The sequence below is a fragment of the Neobacillus sp. K501 genome (assembly GCF_053749995.1).
This window is the reverse complement of sequence record NZ_JBSLYA010000001.1, coordinates 130861-147690: the sequence shown is the minus strand read 5'-3', so window position 1 is coordinate 147690 and position 16830 is coordinate 130861. Positions and strand designations below refer to the sequence as shown.

At 37.0% G+C, this 16830-nt stretch carries 18 protein-coding genes; 12 read left to right on the top strand and 6 right to left on the bottom strand.

The window, feature by feature from the left end; genetic code table 11:
- The first annotated feature begins 97 nt into the window (after positions 1 to 97).
- The 6 genes from ACWM35_RS00725 (at position 98) to ACWM35_RS00700 (ending at position 5622) form a co-directional block, all read left to right on the top strand.
- On the top strand, positions 98 to 658 hold the full coding sequence (locus ACWM35_RS00725; RefSeq protein WP_454814506.1) for a GNAT family N-acetyltransferase: 561 nt from the start codon (positions 98 to 100) through the stop codon (positions 656 to 658).
- Positions 659 to 806: 148 nt separating this feature from the next.
- Positions 807 to 2048: an NO-inducible flavohemoprotein gene (gene hmpA / locus ACWM35_RS00720; protein ID WP_454814504.1), complete on the top strand. Its 1242-nt coding sequence runs from the start codon at positions 807 to 809 to the stop codon at positions 2046 to 2048.
- 110 nt (positions 2049 to 2158) lie between these two features.
- Positions 2159 to 2824 carry a vWA domain-containing protein gene (locus tag ACWM35_RS00715; RefSeq protein ID WP_454814502.1) on the top strand — a complete coding sequence of 222 codons (666 nt, stop codon included), beginning with the start codon at positions 2159 to 2161 and terminating at the stop codon, positions 2822 to 2824.
- 122 nt (positions 2825 to 2946) lie between these two features.
- Positions 2947 to 3726, top strand: coding sequence for an SGNH/GDSL hydrolase family protein (locus ACWM35_RS00710; RefSeq protein ID WP_454814500.1), 780 nt, complete (start codon positions 2947 to 2949; stop codon positions 3724 to 3726).
- Between the two features lie 11 nt (positions 3727 to 3737).
- Entirely contained in the window at positions 3738 to 4649 is a 912-nt protein-coding gene (locus tag ACWM35_RS00705) for an ABC transporter ATP-binding protein (protein WP_454814498.1), read from the top strand.
- The gene (locus tag ACWM35_RS00700; protein WP_454814496.1) at positions 4642 to 5622 is read left to right on the top strand and encodes an ABC transporter permease subunit; all 981 of its coding nucleotides are present in this window, start codon (positions 4642 to 4644) and stop codon (positions 5620 to 5622) included. The genes ACWM35_RS00705 and ACWM35_RS00700 overlap by 8 nt, the downstream gene beginning before the upstream one ends.
- A gap of 141 nt (positions 5623 to 5763) precedes the next feature.
- Here the strand turns inward: ACWM35_RS00700 and ACWM35_RS00695 are convergent, their stop codons facing one another.
- Positions 5764 to 6987 (bottom strand): NAD(P)/FAD-dependent oxidoreductase, encoded by a 1224-nt coding sequence (locus ACWM35_RS00695; protein WP_454814494.1) that lies wholly within the window; start codon positions 6985 to 6987, stop codon positions 5764 to 5766.
- A 267-nt stretch (positions 6988 to 7254) separates the two neighbouring features.
- Between ACWM35_RS00695 and ACWM35_RS00690 the strand changes: the two genes are divergently transcribed.
- The gene (locus tag ACWM35_RS00690) at positions 7255 to 7848 is read left to right on the top strand and encodes a hypothetical protein (RefSeq protein ID WP_454814492.1); all 594 of its coding nucleotides are present in this window, start codon (positions 7255 to 7257) and stop codon (positions 7846 to 7848) included.
- 106 nt (positions 7849 to 7954) lie between these two features.
- Positions 7955 to 8080: a hypothetical protein gene (locus tag ACWM35_RS00685; protein ID WP_454814491.1), complete on the top strand. Its 126-nt coding sequence runs from the start codon at positions 7955 to 7957 to the stop codon at positions 8078 to 8080.
- Between the two features lie 225 nt (positions 8081 to 8305).
- Here the strand turns inward: ACWM35_RS00685 and tatA are convergent, their stop codons facing one another.
- The 3 genes from tatA to corA all read right to left on the bottom strand — a co-directional run bounded on the left by tatA (position 8306) and on the right by corA (position 10623).
- Positions 8306 to 8521 carry a twin-arginine translocase TatA/TatE family subunit gene (tatA, locus tag ACWM35_RS00680; protein ID WP_454814489.1) on the bottom strand — a complete coding sequence of 72 codons (216 nt, stop codon included), beginning with the start codon at positions 8519 to 8521 and terminating at the stop codon, positions 8306 to 8308.
- A gap of 39 nt (positions 8522 to 8560) precedes the next feature.
- The gene (locus ACWM35_RS00675; protein WP_454815800.1) at positions 8561 to 9583 is read right to left on the bottom strand and encodes a M42 family metallopeptidase; all 1023 of its coding nucleotides are present in this window, start codon (positions 9581 to 9583) and stop codon (positions 8561 to 8563) included.
- A gap of 89 nt (positions 9584 to 9672) precedes the next feature.
- Positions 9673 to 10623 carry a magnesium/cobalt transporter CorA gene (gene corA, locus ACWM35_RS00670; RefSeq protein WP_454814487.1) on the bottom strand — a complete coding sequence of 317 codons (951 nt, stop codon included), beginning with the start codon at positions 10621 to 10623 and terminating at the stop codon, positions 9673 to 9675.
- Positions 10624 to 10794: 171 nt separating this feature from the next.
- Between corA and ACWM35_RS00665 the strand changes: the two genes are divergently transcribed.
- Genes ACWM35_RS00665 through ACWM35_RS00655 form a run of 3 tightly spaced genes read left to right on the top strand, consistent with a single transcriptional unit; the run spans position 10795 to position 14325 of the window.
- Positions 10795 to 12129, top strand: a complete 1335-nt coding sequence (locus tag ACWM35_RS00665; protein ID WP_454814485.1) for a spore germination protein — start codon at positions 10795 to 10797, stop codon at positions 12127 to 12129.
- A 25-nt stretch (positions 12130 to 12154) separates the two neighbouring features.
- On the top strand, positions 12155 to 13228 hold the full coding sequence (locus ACWM35_RS00660) for a GerAB/ArcD/ProY family transporter (RefSeq protein WP_454815798.1): 1074 nt from the start codon (positions 12155 to 12157) through the stop codon (positions 13226 to 13228).
- Complete coding sequence (locus ACWM35_RS00655; protein WP_454815796.1) at positions 13222 to 14325, top strand: Ger(x)C family spore germination protein; 1104 nt, start codon at positions 13222 to 13224, stop codon at positions 14323 to 14325. The genes ACWM35_RS00660 and ACWM35_RS00655 overlap by 7 nt, the downstream gene beginning before the upstream one ends.
- A gap of 63 nt (positions 14326 to 14388) precedes the next feature.
- On the opposite strand, the gene ACWM35_RS00650 is transcribed toward ACWM35_RS00655, so the two are convergent.
- The gene (locus ACWM35_RS00650) at positions 14389 to 15507 is read right to left on the bottom strand and encodes a TIGR04053 family radical SAM/SPASM domain-containing protein (protein ID WP_454814483.1); all 1119 of its coding nucleotides are present in this window, start codon (positions 15505 to 15507) and stop codon (positions 14389 to 14391) included.
- 243 nt (positions 15508 to 15750) lie between these two features.
- On the opposite strand from ACWM35_RS00650, the gene ACWM35_RS00645 reads away from it, so the two are divergent.
- Positions 15751 to 16380, top strand: a complete 630-nt coding sequence (locus tag ACWM35_RS00645; RefSeq protein ID WP_454814481.1) for a TVP38/TMEM64 family protein — start codon at positions 15751 to 15753, stop codon at positions 16378 to 16380.
- On the opposite strand, the gene ACWM35_RS00640 is transcribed toward ACWM35_RS00645, so the two are convergent.
- Complete coding sequence (locus ACWM35_RS00640) at positions 16377 to 16727, bottom strand: hypothetical protein (RefSeq protein ID WP_454814479.1); 351 nt, start codon at positions 16725 to 16727, stop codon at positions 16377 to 16379. The two genes, ACWM35_RS00645 and ACWM35_RS00640, sit on opposite strands and share 4 nt — an antisense overlap.
- Positions 16728 to 16830: the final 103 nt, after the last annotated feature.

The window sequence follows — 16830 nt, the reverse complement described above, 5'->3', positions numbered from 1 at the left end:
GACTCTTCCAATTTTGGAGGGGTTTCTTTTTTGTCGAAAAAAAGGATTTTCCTTAAGTTTTGCTGAACTATTTAATGAAACAAAGGGGGAATAAAATATGAAACCAATTTTAATTGATTTTCCAAGTGAGTTTTACAGTGATCGACTGCTCATTCGGATGCCAATGCCTGGAGATGGACAAGTGGTATATGAAGCGATTGAGTCATCACTTGCGGAATTAAAGCCGTTCATGCCGTTTGCACATATTGAGCAAACAGCAGACGATATTGAAGAAAATATACGTGAAGCCCACGCCAAGTTCTTAACACGTGAGGACTTAAGACTTCTGTTATTTAATCGAGAAACAGGAGAATTTATTGGCTCATCTGGTTTGCATCGAATCAATTGGGAGATCCCAAAGTTCGAAATTGGTTACTGGATTGATACTCGGCATTCAGGAAAGGGGTATATAACCGAAGCAGTGGAAAGAATAACTCAATTTGCATTTGATGAACTAAATGCCAAACGAGTAGAAATCCGCTGTGATTCCAACAATTCTAGAAGCAGGGCAATCCCAGAACGCTTAGGATATACTCTGGAAGGAATCCTAATAAATGAGGGAGTCTCGGCGGATGGAAAAGAAATAAGAGATACCTGTGTGTTTGCGAAAACAGAATAAGTACAAAAGTAAGGTTGCACTTATTTATAGAAAAATAGTTCTATTTATCTAAAAATAATAACGTGTGATTCACATCACTTACTCCTTGTGTGTTATTTCATATAATATCACTATATAAATAGTGATAACTACATAAGGAGTGTTAAAAATGTTAGAACAAAATACTATTAACATTATTAAATCAACGGTACCTGTTTTAGAACAACATGGTGAAACCATTACCACTCGCTTTTATCAATTAATGTTTGGAAATCATCCTGAGTTATTAAATATCTTTAACCATGCGAATCAAAAGCAGGGCAGACAGCAGAAGGCACTAGCCGGAACTGTTTATGCTGCTGCTCAATATATTGATAACCTTGAAGCTATATTGCCCGTTGTTAAACAAATTGCCCATAAACATAGAAGTCTTGGAATTAAAGCAGAACATTATCCAATCGTCGGAAAGCATCTATTACTAGCCATTAAAGATGTATTAGGTGATGCGGCAACGGACGAAATCATTGATGCTTGGGCACAGGCATATGGGGTTATTGCGGATGCCTTTATTAGTGTTGAGGCGGAAATGTATGAAGAAGCTGCAAACCAGAATGGCGGCTGGGACGGTTTCCGCAACTTTATTGTTGATCGCAAAGTCATTGAGAGTGATGTTATCACTTCCTTCTATTTAAAACCAGAGGATGAGAAGGAAATTTCACACTTCCTTCCCGGTCAGTATATTAGTATAAAGTTAGAAATTGCTGATGAAGAGTATACGCATATTCGTCAATATAGCCTTTCAGATGCACCTGGTAAAGGATATTACCGTATTAGCGTGAAACGCGAAGCAGGTACAAGTAATCCTGATGGTATGGTCTCTAATCACCTGCATGACTCTATAAAGGAAGGGGACGTTCTTAAAGTGAGTGCTCCTGCAGGGGACTTTGTTCTTAATACTGAAAAAAATACACCTGTCGTATTGTTAAGCGGTGGTGTAGGCTTAACGCCAATGTTAAGTATGCTTAAAACTGTGGTGGAAGTTCAGCCTGAGCGCAAGGTTTCATTCATCCATGCGGCAGCAAACAGCAATGTTCATGCATTAAAAGAAGAGGTTGAGACATTATCTTCGCTTGAAAATGTGACTTCATTTGTGTTTTATGATGCACCAACTGAAGAGGATCGCAAGAACAATCGTTTTGATGTAGAAGGCTATATCACGAAGGAATGGCTTGAAAAAAATGTCCCTGTTAACGATGCAGACTTCTATTTCTGTGGTCCGGTTCCGTTCATGAAAGCAACTAACCGTGCTTTAAAAGATTTAGGAGTTAGTGAAGAGAGAATTAACTTTGAATTCTTCGGTCCAATGGGCAGCCTAGAAGAAGAGACTCAAAAAGAACTTGTAACAGTTTAATACCAGAGTAAAAACCGGTTTCCAATGGAGACCGGTTTATTTGTGGTTTTTATTACATATTTTTCAATTATAGTATAATTATAGTAGATGAATGAAAAGGAGGAATTGTAATGGCCACGATTAATTTGATGAAAAAGACTGTTGGGGTAATTTTAGAAAAAAAGAAGTTAACGGATGTTGTTGCTAGAGTTGGATTGGTGCTTGATATTTCGGGTTCAATGAGGAATCTCTACAAAAATGGAACCGTGCAAAAAGTTGTTGAACGAATTCTAGCAGTCGCTAGTAAGTTTGATGATGATGGAACTTTAGATGTATGGGTGTACGATAACGAGTTTTCCCGATTAAAGTCAGTGACAGAAAGAGACTTTGACAATTATGTTGAAGATTACATATTAAAGAACGATTTAATCCATAAATTTGGCAGAAATGATGAACCGTCAGTAATGGAAGATGTCATCCAAAAATATACACTGGAACAACCATCTAAAGAACCAGCATTTATCGTCTTTATTAATGATGGTGGCTGTAAAAAGACTATTAAGAAACCAATAGTAAACTCGTCTTCAAAACCAATTTTTTGGCAGTTCGTGGGTATAGGGGATTCTAACTTTGAGACACTTGAAAAATTAGACACAATGGAAGGCCGTTTCATTGATAATGCAAACTTTTTCCATATTAAAGATATTGTGAAAATATCCGATGAGGAATTATATAATAAACTCCTTGATGAATTTCCATCCTGGTTGAAAGAAGCGAAAGATAAGGGGATTTTATAATTCTTGTTACTTATTGTATTTAAGGCCAGTTAAATGGCCTATTTTTTTTATGTGAAATTTTTCTTTCTTATATAAATTATGATTAAATTATAGGTAGAAATCACCAGGAAAGGATGAGTGGTTTGAATAAAAAACTCATAGGGGTAACCACTTTCGTTGCTGTTTTTTTCTGCCTTCTTTGGTTGGGTGGATTAGGCGTGGCGGTAGGTGAATTTTATGCAGGAAAACCTGACACGATTTCACAGCCCAAAACAATAGCGGAGAAGGAAGAAAATAAGAACGAATTAACGATTGTTGCTCTTGGTGACTCCTTAACAAGAGGAACTGGGGATGAGACAGGTAAAGGCTATGTTGGTGTCCTAGTGGATGAAATCCAGGAAAAATCAAATCAGCCTGTAAAGCTTACGAACTTAGGAATAATTGGACAGCGCTCCAATCAATTAAAAGAACAGGTAAAAGAGGCAGAGGTTCAACGCCAAATTGGAACAGCAGATTATGTACTAGTTACAATAGGCGGAAATGATTTGTTTCAGGGTGGACAAGGCCTAATTGAATACGAAACGATGGCGGATATTGAGGAAGTAGAGAAGAAATATATCGAAAATTTACAGTTTATCCTCCAGCAGATTCAAAAGGTAAATAGTGAAGCAACAGTATTTTTAATCGGATTGTATAACCCATTTATTGACCTTGATGAAGGAAAAGAAATATCACAAATTGTACTTCATTGGAATTATCAAAGTGCCGAAGTAAGTGCTTCTTTTCCAAAGGTTGTTTTTGTACCGACCTTTGATTTATTTGAGTTAAAGGTAAATGATTACCTCTATACAGATAAGTTTCATCCAAATACAGAAGGATACCGTTTAATAGCAGAGCGGGTTGCATCATTGCTGACATGGTAAGGAGACCGGACATGGAGAACATCACTTTATCTGTACATCATTTAAAAAAAGTAATCAAAGGAAAAGAAATTATTAATGGAATTAGTTTTGACTTAAAAAAAGGAGAAGTTTTTGGTTTCTTAGGACCGAATGGTGCTGGAAAAACAACAACCATTCGGATGTTAGTCGGTTTAATTAAACCCACTTCCGGTACCATCTATATTGGGGGTTACAATATTGCTAATGACTTTGAAGGTGCAATGAGAAACCTTGGATGTATCGTTGAAAATCCGGAGCTGTATCCTTATCTATCTGGTTATGACAATTTGTTTCACTTCGCAAGGATGCTCAATGATATTGGAGAAGAAAGAATAAGAGAAGTAACAGAACTGGTTGGCTTAACAGAGCGGATCCACGATAAGGTCAAAACCTATTCACTTGGTATGAGGCAGCGGTTGGGGATTGCCCAGGCGCTGTTAGGAAGGCCGAAAGTATTGATTCTTGATGAACCCACTAATGGATTGGATCCGGCTGGAATTCGAGAGATGCGGGAATTCATTCGTTTTTTAGCAGAAGAAGAGGGTTTAAGTGTTCTGGTTTCGAGCCATTTATTAAGTGAAATCCAACTATTGTGTGACCGTGTTGCGATCATTTCAAAAGGCTCTATTATACGAATTGATTCTGTCCAAACGCTGTTAGCCAATCGAGAAAGAGTGGTTTGGAGGCTTAAACCTTATGAAAAGGGGAAACAGGTTTTGAGTACTGTTACCTCAATTGAAGAAACGGAAGAGGGTACCATCTTAACAGAGTTCCATGAAATAAAAACACCCGAATGGAACAAACTCCTTGTGGAAGCCGGGATTTCTGTTACGGAAATGAATAGGAAATTACCTGTATTAGAAGACCTGTTCCTCGAATTGACGGAGGGAAATAAGATTGAATAAATTAATCCAAAATGAAATGATGAAACTAATCGCTAAAAAGCGGTTAATTGTCATTGGAATCATTATTGCCGTCCTCGTTGCCTTATTTACCTATGCACAATATAAGGAGGTAAAAACCCAAAGGGAGAAACTAGGAACGGATGATTGGCGGACGATCCTTCAGCAGCGAATTATTGACCAGCAAAATCGCCTAGGTTCAAGCCGTATTTCTGATGAGTGGCGAGAACAAATTCAAGTCAGTCTCCAGCAAAATCAGTACTATCTTGATCATGATATTAATCCTTCTGAACCGGGTGCACCAACATTTATTAGAGTTTTCCTGGAAAGTTCGATTGAACTATTTATTCCTCTGATGGTAATGGTGATTGCCAGTGATATCGTATCATCCGAGCATAGTCAGGGCTCGATTAAGTTATTATTAACGAGGCCAGTAAGACGATGGAAGATTCTATTAAGTAAGTATATTACCTTGATTCTAGCCATTTCCCTTATTGTTGCAATGGCCGGGATTCTCTCATATTTTATTTCTGGCCTTGTTTTCGGCTTTAAAGGATGGGGAGCACCAGTCCTTACGGGATTTACCTTTACTGAAGCGGGATTAAATATAAAAAATGTGAAATTAATCAACCAATGGCAGTTTTTATTTATGGACTTTGGTCTTGTTTGGTTCGTAGCCATAGTAGTCGGAACCTTATCATTTATGCTGTCTGTTTTAATACGAAGCACGGCGGCAGGTATGGGGATTATGTTAGCGGCCTTGATTTCAGGGGTTTTACTCAGTAATATGGTGGCATCTTGGGAGTCCGCTAAATATTTTTTTATGGTAAATTTGCGCTTAACAAACTATATGAGCGGCAGTCCACCGCCAATTGAAGGGATGACGCTTGCGTTTTCGATGACCGTACTATTCATTTGGTGGGCAGCCGCACTGTTCGTATCCTTTTTCGTATTTACAAAAAAAGATGTCTATTAATGAAATAAAGAACCTCCTTTTCAATGAGAGAAAGGAGGTTCTTTCTGCCTTATATTGGGGGATGAAGGCAGGACTGACAATTAAGATGTTCTATCAAATAGCTGGTATTAGAGGGGATCCTACCAGCTTTGGGATATTGGATTATTGTTTAACTGAGATTTGCACAGGATCCTTATTGACAGCAAAATGCTGCTTGATAATCAAAGACGGACCGCCTAGATTTAATAAATATCGGGCTTCAATCACTTGTTTCATAAAGGCGCCGAACAAGCCAGATAGTCTAAATTTCCCAACCTTCCCTACCGCTGCCCATACACCGATGGATGCGACAGAGCCTTTATGATGATATTCAAAGTCTTTCAAACTGCCGCCACGTAAAGTTGAAACGATGTTTTTTGCGCATACATCAGCTTCCTGCAAGGCAACTTGTGCAGTAGGAGGAAGGGCACTCTTCTCATCTTTCATAAATAATGCGCAGTCACCTATACTAAATACATTACTCGTACCTTTTACTCGTAAGAAGGAATCGACTGGCAATTTTCCTTTCTCGATTGGTAAACCACAATGTTGGACGATTGGATTCCCTTTAACCCCGCATGACCAGATTAATGTTCGCGTAGGGATAACAATATCATTTTCAAGAATTACTTTTTCAGGCGTACATTCTAAGATTTTTGTTGCCATATACATGTCAATATTAAACTTTTCTAAAATCTCTGTTGTATATTGGATGGATTCCTTTGGAAAGAAAGGAATAACAGATGGAGCCGCCTCTACTGCAACTATCTTTACTTTTTCAAAAGGAACATCATATTTTTTACAAAGCTTAGGCAGCCCTTCAGCTAGTTCACCCAGCATTTCAATACCGGTAAAGCCTCCACCCGCAACTACAAATGTTAATCGGGAAGGATCATTGTCTTCCTTGAATTTGGTTAATTGTCGGATGATTTGATGATAAATGGCTTTTGTACTTCTAAAGCTCCGAATGGCAAAAGCATGTTCTTTAATACCAGGTATGCCGAATGTTTCGATATCAAAGCCTAATGCAATTAATAAATAATCGTAATCTACTGTATCTCCGCCTTCAAGAATTACGGTTTGCATCCTCGTATCAACTGCTTTAACAGAACCCTTGATAAACCGTGTTTTCTCAGGATTGATAAGCTCAGGTATAGACATTGCGATCTGACGGTCAGCTGCCGTTCCAGCACCCGTTTTATGTAGTTGTGTTGTAATATAATGGTAGTCATGTTTATTGATAAGGGTAACGTCAGCTTCACCGGATTTAAGCAATTTTTCTAATTTTTTCCCGGTTATGATCCCACCGTAACCGGCTCCTAGGATTACTATTTTAGGCCTTTTCATGTAGTTCCTCTCCTATGAAAAATATTATTCAATTTGTGAAATAAATCACAATTTCATCACAAAAAATAACGAACTAACAACATAAGTTCATTGTGAAATAATTCACATATCTAACATGGTTATAGATTACGATATTTATTCTATGTAAACAAGTAGATTTTAGCTAAAAATTTGTCAAAATGGTAAATTATTTATACCAATCTGGGGAATGATAATTTCGTGTCTAAAATTGGATAAATCTGCATAGATAGGAAGGAGATTATGATGATGATTAAAATGTTACTATTCGTTTTTAGCTTAATGCTATCGATTCCTGGTATCGTCGCAGCAAATGGGTCGATGCCAGCTGCAGATGAGGTACTAGCTGAAAAAATGCCGGTGAAAGATTCGCAGTTGGAAAAAGGAAAAATGGAAGCAGAAGAATGTGATTGTGAAAAGCAGGAAGAAATGCATCGGAACTGGCAGGCTAAAATGGCTGAGAGGGAACAAAAACTTCTCATTTGGATTGAACTGTATACCCCTGAGAAAAAGGCTGAATGGACAAAGGTATTAGAAGAAAAGAAACAATTGCGCGATAAGTGGTTAAGTCCTGAATTAGCTCAAAAACGTGAAACATGGAAACAAGAAAAAATGGCTAAAATACAGGAATTGAAGAAGCAATTGGATGAAGGAAAAATAACCAAAGAGGAATTCGTTAAACAAGCTCATGGTGGTAAACAGCTGGGAAATATGAAAACTTTTCACGAATTAAAGGATGCCGTCGAGGCTAAGAACAGTAAAAAGGCTGCAGAACTGCTAAACCAATTACTGGAACAAACGAAACAGCATAATGAAAAAATGAAAGAAATGATCAATAAATAAAGAAGAGAGACGCCATTCCCCCAAAAAAAATGGCGTCTTTTATTTGCTAAATATTAAATAAATGGGAAACCTTTAAAAGGTAATCCCATTTCAAGGAGGTAAGATGATGAACAGAAAAACGTTAATGATGTCAACTGTAGCATTAGGTGCAGCCTATTTATTGCGAAATGATAAATCACGAAAAAAATTAATGAATCAATTCCAGACATTTACGGATAAATCAAGAAGGTAGAAATAAAAAATGCAAGATGGATGACATCTTGCACTTTTTTAATTGATAAGAAAGTATAAAAATCGACTTTGAGAATTGTCTAGCTCCAGCGCCTAGGGGCTCGGGTCATAAGCGTGTCTAGTTCCGGCTCCACTTTTCGGTCAATCCGTCAAGAAGGTTAAAAAGCAACCTTCTCGCCGGCTCGTCTTATGCCTGTCGCCCCTGGACAAGGCGTTTGAGCTTTTCTTATTTCTTTAGTTCCACTTTGTCTTTTTTAGGCTCATTCAGATCATCTTTTAACTCTTCTTTAATATCACTTGCTAAACCATTCGTTGCCCGTTTAAACTCACGAATGGACTTTCCTACAGCACGGCCAACTTCAGGAAGCTTATTTGGTCCAAAAACAATTAATGCAAGGACAAGAATCAAAATTAAACCCGGCACTCCTATATTTGAAAGCATTGAAAGCTCCTCCTATGGGATATGTTTAACACTATCCAATTATATCACTAATTTTGATTGAACGTAATGATATAAAAGCTTTGCTGTATTTTCAAGCGATGATTCATGAGTTCTCTCAAAGGCATGGGATGAGTCAATTCCAGGGCCAATTAAGCCATGAACAATATCATGACCAGCACGAATGGCGGCAGATGCATCCGACCCATAGAAGGGATATATATCTAATTTATATTGAATATTATTTTCTTCAGCAAGGCGGACTAAATTTTTCCGAAGTTCATAATGATAGGGGCCGCTTGCATCTTTAACACAGATAGATACGGTGTATTCATCTGTGGATTGTCCGTCACCCATTGCCCCCATATCAACCGCTAAATATTCAACCGTTTCAGGCGTAATATTGGAGTTACCTCCATATCCAATTTCCTCATTATTCGAAATTAAGAAATGAGTCGTATACGGTAATGTGATGTTTTCTGTTTTTAATTGTTTGATTAACTGTAGCAAAATCGCTACGCTTGCCTTATCGTCTAAGTGGCGGGATTTAATAAATCCGTTAGGTGTTACTTCTACACGCGGATCGAAAGAGACAAAATCACCGACTTCAATTCCAAGTGCTCTAATATCTTCAGCATTATGTACTTTTTCATCAATTCGTATTTCCATATTTTCTTGATTTCGCTCAGCTTTTCCAGCATCCTTATAAACATGGACGGAGGTTTGATGCATAAGGATAGTACCTGTAATTTTCTTTCCGCTGCTAGTTTCAATTTGACAGTATTCGCCTTCAATCGAGTTATATTTGAAACCACCAATTAGGTCGATTTTCAGCCTGCCATTAGCCTTTATCTCCTTCACCATTGCCCCAAGTGTATCAACATGTGCTGTAAGCATCCGGTGCTGCCTCGAGTCTTTCCCTTCAAGCGTGGCAATAAGTCCGCCCTTCCGGTTTCGTGTCGTTTTCACCTGCAACTCCGCTAGGTATTTTTCTACATAGGTAATGACTTCATTGGTATTCCCTGATGGGCTTGGGATGGACACTAAATCAACTAAAAGCTTCATTGTATCTTCGAGAGTTTTATTTTCCAAAGCGATAACTCCTTTCAGTCTCTTCACTCTTGCCTATTATACAACTAATTAATTCATTTTTACTATTTGAACCATCCTTTACTTTTAAACCATAATGACATTCCAAAGCCTACGAGAAACATCAAAATTAGCGTAATAAAATATCCGTATTTCCAGGATAGCTCAGGCATATGCTGAAAATTCATCCCATATATTCCTGCAATAAAGGTGAGTGGCATAAAAATCGTGGTTATGACGGTAAGCACCTTCATTACCCGGTTCGTTTGATGCGAATTTAATGAAATATAGCTATCACGAATATCCATCGTTAGCTCACGATTGGCTTCAATTAATTCTGAAAGTTTTAGTAAATGATCATGGATATCAGAGAAATATTCAACTTTTACTTTCATATCTGTAAGTCGTTGTGAATTAATAATACGATAGACTAAATCTCTCATTGGGGTGATCGTATGTCTCAAGGTAAGTAGATCGTGCCTGGTATCAAAAAGTTTTTCTAATAATACTTCCATCGATACTCCCTTAGAGTTTTCGTCAATTTCATTTAAGGTATCCTCAATTTGATAGACGAGAGGGAAATAATTATCGACCATTTTATCAAGGGCATGATAAAGGACTTGTGTCGGGTTCCATTTTTTTAAACTTTTTGTTTGAGACAAGCGTTCCCAGACCTCATGTATTTCTTGGGAAGGTTGGTGATGAAAAGTTACGATAAAGTTTTTTGCAAGAAAAAAATTAATTTCATCTTTTGTAATCGAAACAGGATTTATAGTTTGGGTAACAAAGAATGTATATTCATCATAATAATCCAACTTCGGACGTTGTAGAGTGAAGATACAATCCTCAATGGACAATGGATGGAATTCCAGTGGATCGGATAATAATTGGATTTCATTTTCCGTAGGCTCTCGAAAATCGATCCAGTACCAAAGAAAATTTCCCATCAATAACTCTTTCACATGTAAATTTGCAATAAGCCGATGATCATGGGTGACCGCCATCGTTCTAATCATTTAAAACACCTAATTTCTGTTAACCTTTAAATCTCATCCATTTCTATGATAACGATATTACCATCATTTTTCAAAGGAGATTCCTTTTATAAAGTGGATATCTTATTTACGGAATAAAATTCCATTCCTCGAGGAAAGGTAAGGAGAAAGTTCTTATTAAGGGGGAGACGGATGACATTTAATAAAGTGCAATCCATCCAAGAATCCTTAAAAGCACAAATTCAAAAAGCTGAGGATGTTGTTTTCAAGGAAATCCAAACGAAAGAAAAATATTTAGAAGTTTTGTATATAAAATCGATTAGTGATGAAGCCCAGCTTCAGGAGTTACTGATTAAGACGTTTTTTGAGATTTATACCCCTGAGAGATTCTTAAGCTATCTGCATTCGCATCCAAAGGTGAAAACATTTGAAAACGAACAAAAAACGGTCGAGGAATTACTTGCCGGGGTCGCTGTTCTCTTTTATCAAGATGCGATTTTCTTATTAGATACTAAAATTGATAAAAATAGTTCAGTCTTAGACACAACGGTTGAAACGACGATTCAAGGACCACAATCAGGGTTTAGTGAAAGTTTGCCGACAAATCTTGGACTGATTCGTCATCGTTATCCAGAATCTACATTAATGGTGGAGTCAACGAAATTAGGAGTAATTTCTAGGACGCCAGTTATGATCCTTTACGATTCTAATACCGTTGACAATATGGCACTGCAGGAAGTAAAAAAATTCCTTTCATCGGTTAAAATCAAGATGTTCCAATCAGGTGAACAATTGTTGGATCTTACAAAAAAATCGCAAAGGACATTGTTTCCTACCATTATGGTAACGGAAAGACCTGATCGTGTTGCGATTAATCTCGCAGCAGGAAAAATCATTTTACTCGTTTCAGGTTCTCCCTTCGCCGTCTTGATGCCGACTGTTATGAAGGATTTAATGTCGTCGATGGCGGATATCTACCAAACCTATTGGATCGGTATATTTCTACTTACACTTAGATATATTGGATTGTTTACCAGTACCATGCTGCCAGCCTTGTATGTAGCGATGACAAGCTATAATCCGGAGGTCTTACGAGTTCAATTAGCACTCTCCGTTGCAGGAAGCCGCAGTGCTGTTCCTTATCCTTCATTTATTGAAGTATTCCTCATGCTAATCATGATGGAGTTATTGATGGAAGCTAGTATTCGGCTGCCGAAAGCGATTGGCCCGACAGCTACGACGGTTGGAGGCTTAATTTTAGGTCAGGCAGCGACCGAAGCGGGACTTGTCAGTAATATTATGATTATTATTGTTTCATTAGGTGCCATCTCCAATTTTGTTATCCCCATTAGTATCTTTAGCTTTGCTGTAAGAATTTCAAAGTATATTATTTTGTTATTATCCATTTTTTATGGATTAGTTGGCGTGATCATTGGATTTTTCTTTTTGATTGCCTATATGGTCAGTCTTGATAGTTTCGGAAAACCGTTTTTCTCCTTTATCGAAAACAAACCAACAAAAAGTTAATTTAAGAGGAAATTGAGTGGTGGGAATGAATCGTTATTTTTTATATTTAATGCTTCTAAATATGTTTACGAATATCATCATTTTCGTGCCCAAAATTCTCATTAGTTACCGATTTGATGGAGTGATTATGAGCATCATCATCGCTATTTTCATTTCGATGGGTTTGATTTATCTGAATACAAAAGTTTATGCGCGATTCCTGGGTAGAGGTCTGCCGGAAATCATCGATAATAAATTGAAAAAGCCTTTTAAAATAAGCTTGCTTGTCGGATTTTCTACCTTCTGGTTTAGTGCCGGGCTGTTATCCCTGCTTGGTTTTATCGATATTCTTCATCGCTTTATTAATCCTGAACTTTCAAAGGTGTGGCTAATGGCTATATTTGTAGCTGTTATATGTTTTGTGATTCAATTTCCGACACAAAAGGTTATGTACTTGCTAGAAATTGTATTACTAATAAACGTTCCATTGATAGGATTTATTTTCTTTAAAGCTTTAGTAAGTGACTATTTAAGCTGGAACTCTATTTTTGAAATCGGCACCCATTTTTTCACTCCACCTAAGATGGTACCTATTGCAGTTGCAACATATGCCTTTTCAGGTTACGCCAACATCATTATCTTCAACCGTTTGTTCAAGGAGAAAATCAAAAGTATTAATTTGGTTTTTATCTTTGGTTTAGCAGTTATGAATTTGTTTACGACAGTTTTTATTCCGATTGGAATACATGGTGCAGATGGCGTCCATGAATATATGTACCCGTGGATCATGACGTCTGATTCTCTTAGGATGGTTTATAGTCCGATAGAACGAGCATTATTCATATTTCTTATGTTGTATGTCAGCATTACTTTATTAAGCGTTTCTGTCCATTGGCATGTAGCCTATGAATTGATTAAGGGCTCATATTCACAAAATGCTAGTAAAAAGAAGAATTGGCTTGTGTTGGTTATTTTTTTAAGTTTATCGCTTTTGATAGTTTCTAGGATTGATTTAATTAGTCCAGAAAAAATCATTATTTTTTGGTTAACCACACGATTTTTCTTCGAAATTGTCGGTGTGTTAGGCTTTTTCTTTATTCTTAGGAGGCGGAGATTCTGAGGATTTACGTAAAACCAATCAGTATCGTACTTCTATGCATGATAATACCGTATTTGTTGTCTGGTTGCGGCTTTAAGGATATCGATAAACGTTTATTTGTTGTGAGTATTGGGATTGATCCAGCGAAAAATAGTGAAAAGAAGTTCCTCATCAGTCTTAAGTTTGCGGTTCCTGTTGTTGAAGAAAAGTCGAATGAATCCTTTATCGTCTCCGAAGAGGCTGATTCCATTTCAGAGGCAGTAAGGATTATAAAAACAAAAGTCGATAAAGAAATAGATTTTAGCCATGCGAAAGTAATCATCTATAATCAAGATGTATTAAAGCCAACGATGGAACCAAACCTTTACTATTGGTTTGTTAGAAGGAGAGATATCCAAGAGGTTTCGTGGGTGGCAGTTGGCAAGCCTTCGGCAATAGATGTACTGAAAGTGACGCCTAAAACAGAACGACTTCCTTCTAATTCCCTGTTTCTGGCATTGGGAAGAGACGGCTCAGAATCAGCTTATATTATCTCAGAATTTCTTTTTGACTTTAAAAAGCGTTTCAGTGAAAGGGGACTTGACCCTTATTTGCCGATCATTGAAGCAAAAAAAGAATTGTTTGAAATCAATAAAGTGGGATTATTAGATAAAAAACAATTAAAGGTTACTCTAACACCAGAAGAAACAAAGATATTGAATTTCTTTTTAAAGCATGAATCTAAAAGTGCTTTAAAAATTGGGAAAGAGGGTAAAACTTTCATCATTGATACTGGAAAAGTAAAAACGAAATATAAGATAATCACAAAAAATCAAAAGGAGCCCTATATAAAGGTTGATGTATTCATAAATGGAAGGTTAGAAGAGGCTTTGTTTAGTATAAACAATAATGATCTTTACAAATATGAAAAAATAGCAAGTACTGAAATAAATAAAGCGTTTGAAAAGACTCTCGCAAAGATGCAGAAAGCGAATGTCGATCCGATTGGTTTCGGTCTTCTCTATCGAAGTCGACATTTTGAAATAGATGATTGGGAAACTTGGCGGCGAATCTATCCCACGATTAAATTCAAAGTAAATACGAAGGTTCAAATTGAAGATACAGGTTTAGTGGAATAAGTGAAGAGGCATTCCAAACGAGCAGGAATGCCTTAGCCTTGATTATTATAATATTACGGTTATTTAATTTCGCATAACTTGTGGTATATATACGCAGAATGGCTCGCTTTCCAAATAATCACCCGTTACGGCATAGGTTCTTGAACGTGAGCCTCCGCAAATATTGTCGTATTCACAAACACCACATTTTCCTTTATATTTGTCAGGTTGACGGAGTTCTTTAAAAACCTTGGCTTTACGATAGATTTCTGCTAACGGCGTTTCTCGAATGTTGCCGCCCACGATTGGAAGCAGACCGCTTGGCATGACATCCCCAATATGAGAAACAAACGCAAAACCATTACCGTCATTTACTCCTTTAGGTGCTCGTTTTAAGCCATCATGCATTGAGGCGAAATCGGTTGTGATGGAATCTTCATATCGAATTTCGCCTTTCTCAATCACATGGTCACGTGCTTTTTCTTGTAAAACTACACGGCGGTAATGCTGGGCAGCTGTTGTTTTAATATCGTATGGAGCTGTTTTACTTAATTGATATAACCATCGGAAAACTTTTTCATGCTCAACTGGAGTAATACAAGCGTCCATTTGGCCTCTCCCCGTGGGAACAAGGAGGAATATGTACCACATTACCGCACCAAGCTCAGAAACAAGCTTTGACATTTCTTCTAGGTGGTCGTAATTATACCTGGAAATAACGGTATTTATCTGTAATGGCATATTTAATTCATTTAAGTATTTAATTTTTTCAAGAGTTAACTCAAACGATCCTGGAACTCCGCGGAAATGATCGTGTATTTCAGCAGTTGGTGCATCAAGACTAAAGCCCCAGCGGGAAAGTCCAACTTCCTTGGCACGTTCTATTTTTTCCTTTGTGACATTTGCAGTTGCACTTGGTGTCATCGAGACACGCATACCTTTTTTAATGGCATAGTCAGCAAGTTCAAAAAGGTCTTCTCTCAACATACAATCCCCGCCAGTAAAGACTAGCATCGGATTATCCATTTCATAGATTTGATCAATTAAATGGATTCCTTCTTCATGGGTTAATTCACGAGGATCGGGTGTGAGCTGGGCATCGGCTCGACAGTGAACACATCTAAGCTGGCAGGCACGTGTTACCTCCCAGATGACGATAAATGGATTTACGTCGTAATCGATTCCTTTACCGATTTCACTCATCCTATGAGGATGTCCTTTTCCAATTCCTTGCATATTTATCACCAAACTTTATCTAAATTTTTTCGATAATAAGTTATTTCCTTCATTTATTATAAATTTGTCTTTCTTTCGTGGATGAAATCTTTGTTACAATATATCTACAATACTCTTTTTTAAAAGTTACAAAACTATTTGAATTTAAAGTTTATGAACGGGGTATTAGCCATTATAATGAAGTTAAATTTATTAAACTAGGAGAATTCGATGGGGAAAAGACTTGTAAGTATTTGTATTTTATTGATCATTATTGCAGTTGGGATTTTTCAAAAGGATGAATTAATGTCATTAATTAAAGCGGGGGGCTTTCTATCTGTTTGGATAAGTATCTTGCTAGTAGCAATTTGTGTCTTTTTTCCCGTTATTCCGTTTCCGGTTTTAGCAGGTGTGGTTGGTGGAGTTTTCGGTACAACACAAGGGGGGATCATTTCCTTAACTGGGGCAATGATTGGCACGATGGTATTCTTCTTTTTAAGCAGATATGGATTTCGGGATTTTGCACAAGAGAAGCTGCAGAAATACCCAAAAGTACAGGAATATGAGGCTTTTCTTAATCGAAATTCATTTATGGCAATTCTAACTTGTCGGTTGATTCCGATTATTCCCGCACCTGTTGTTAATATTATTTGTGGATTAAGTAAGGTGAATGGGGTAATATTCTTTTTTGCTTCTACCATTGGCAAGATCCCAAACATTTTAATTTTATCCTATGCTGGTGCAGCTTTTAGCGATAATAAACTTCTATCCTTTGGCCTGTATGGTGGATATTTGCTGATCATTTTCTTGATCAACTTTATTTATATGTATCGAAAAATGTCGAAGGAATCCGTTGATTAAATAATTTTTTGTTTTGATAATTTATTGTGCTCCTCGAGATTAATCAGCACTTTAAAAAAACTTTTTAGAATGAGCCATTTAGCAGGGTAGGTATTTTTGAAATCTTCTATCATTTGCTCAGAGTAATAAATGAAACAATCAAAATAGTTTTTTTCCTTTTTTAAATCATATAGCAGTGCGTGTAGAATCGTATAGTAATCATGAATTTGGTATGGATTTAGTCTAATCACTTGAATACGATTGGTTTCAATGAAATGTAAAATTGCTTGATTCTGTAATACAGAGCTAGACTCCTTTGATAGATCATTTATGCTTTCCCGTTCATTAATAAAATATATTCCCTTCATCCAATAACACCTCCATCGTTCGTTATAGTATTGGTATTGACAAGGAACTAAGGAAGTATACCTCCTTAACTATTAAGGGCTAATGGATAAATTCGTGATATGA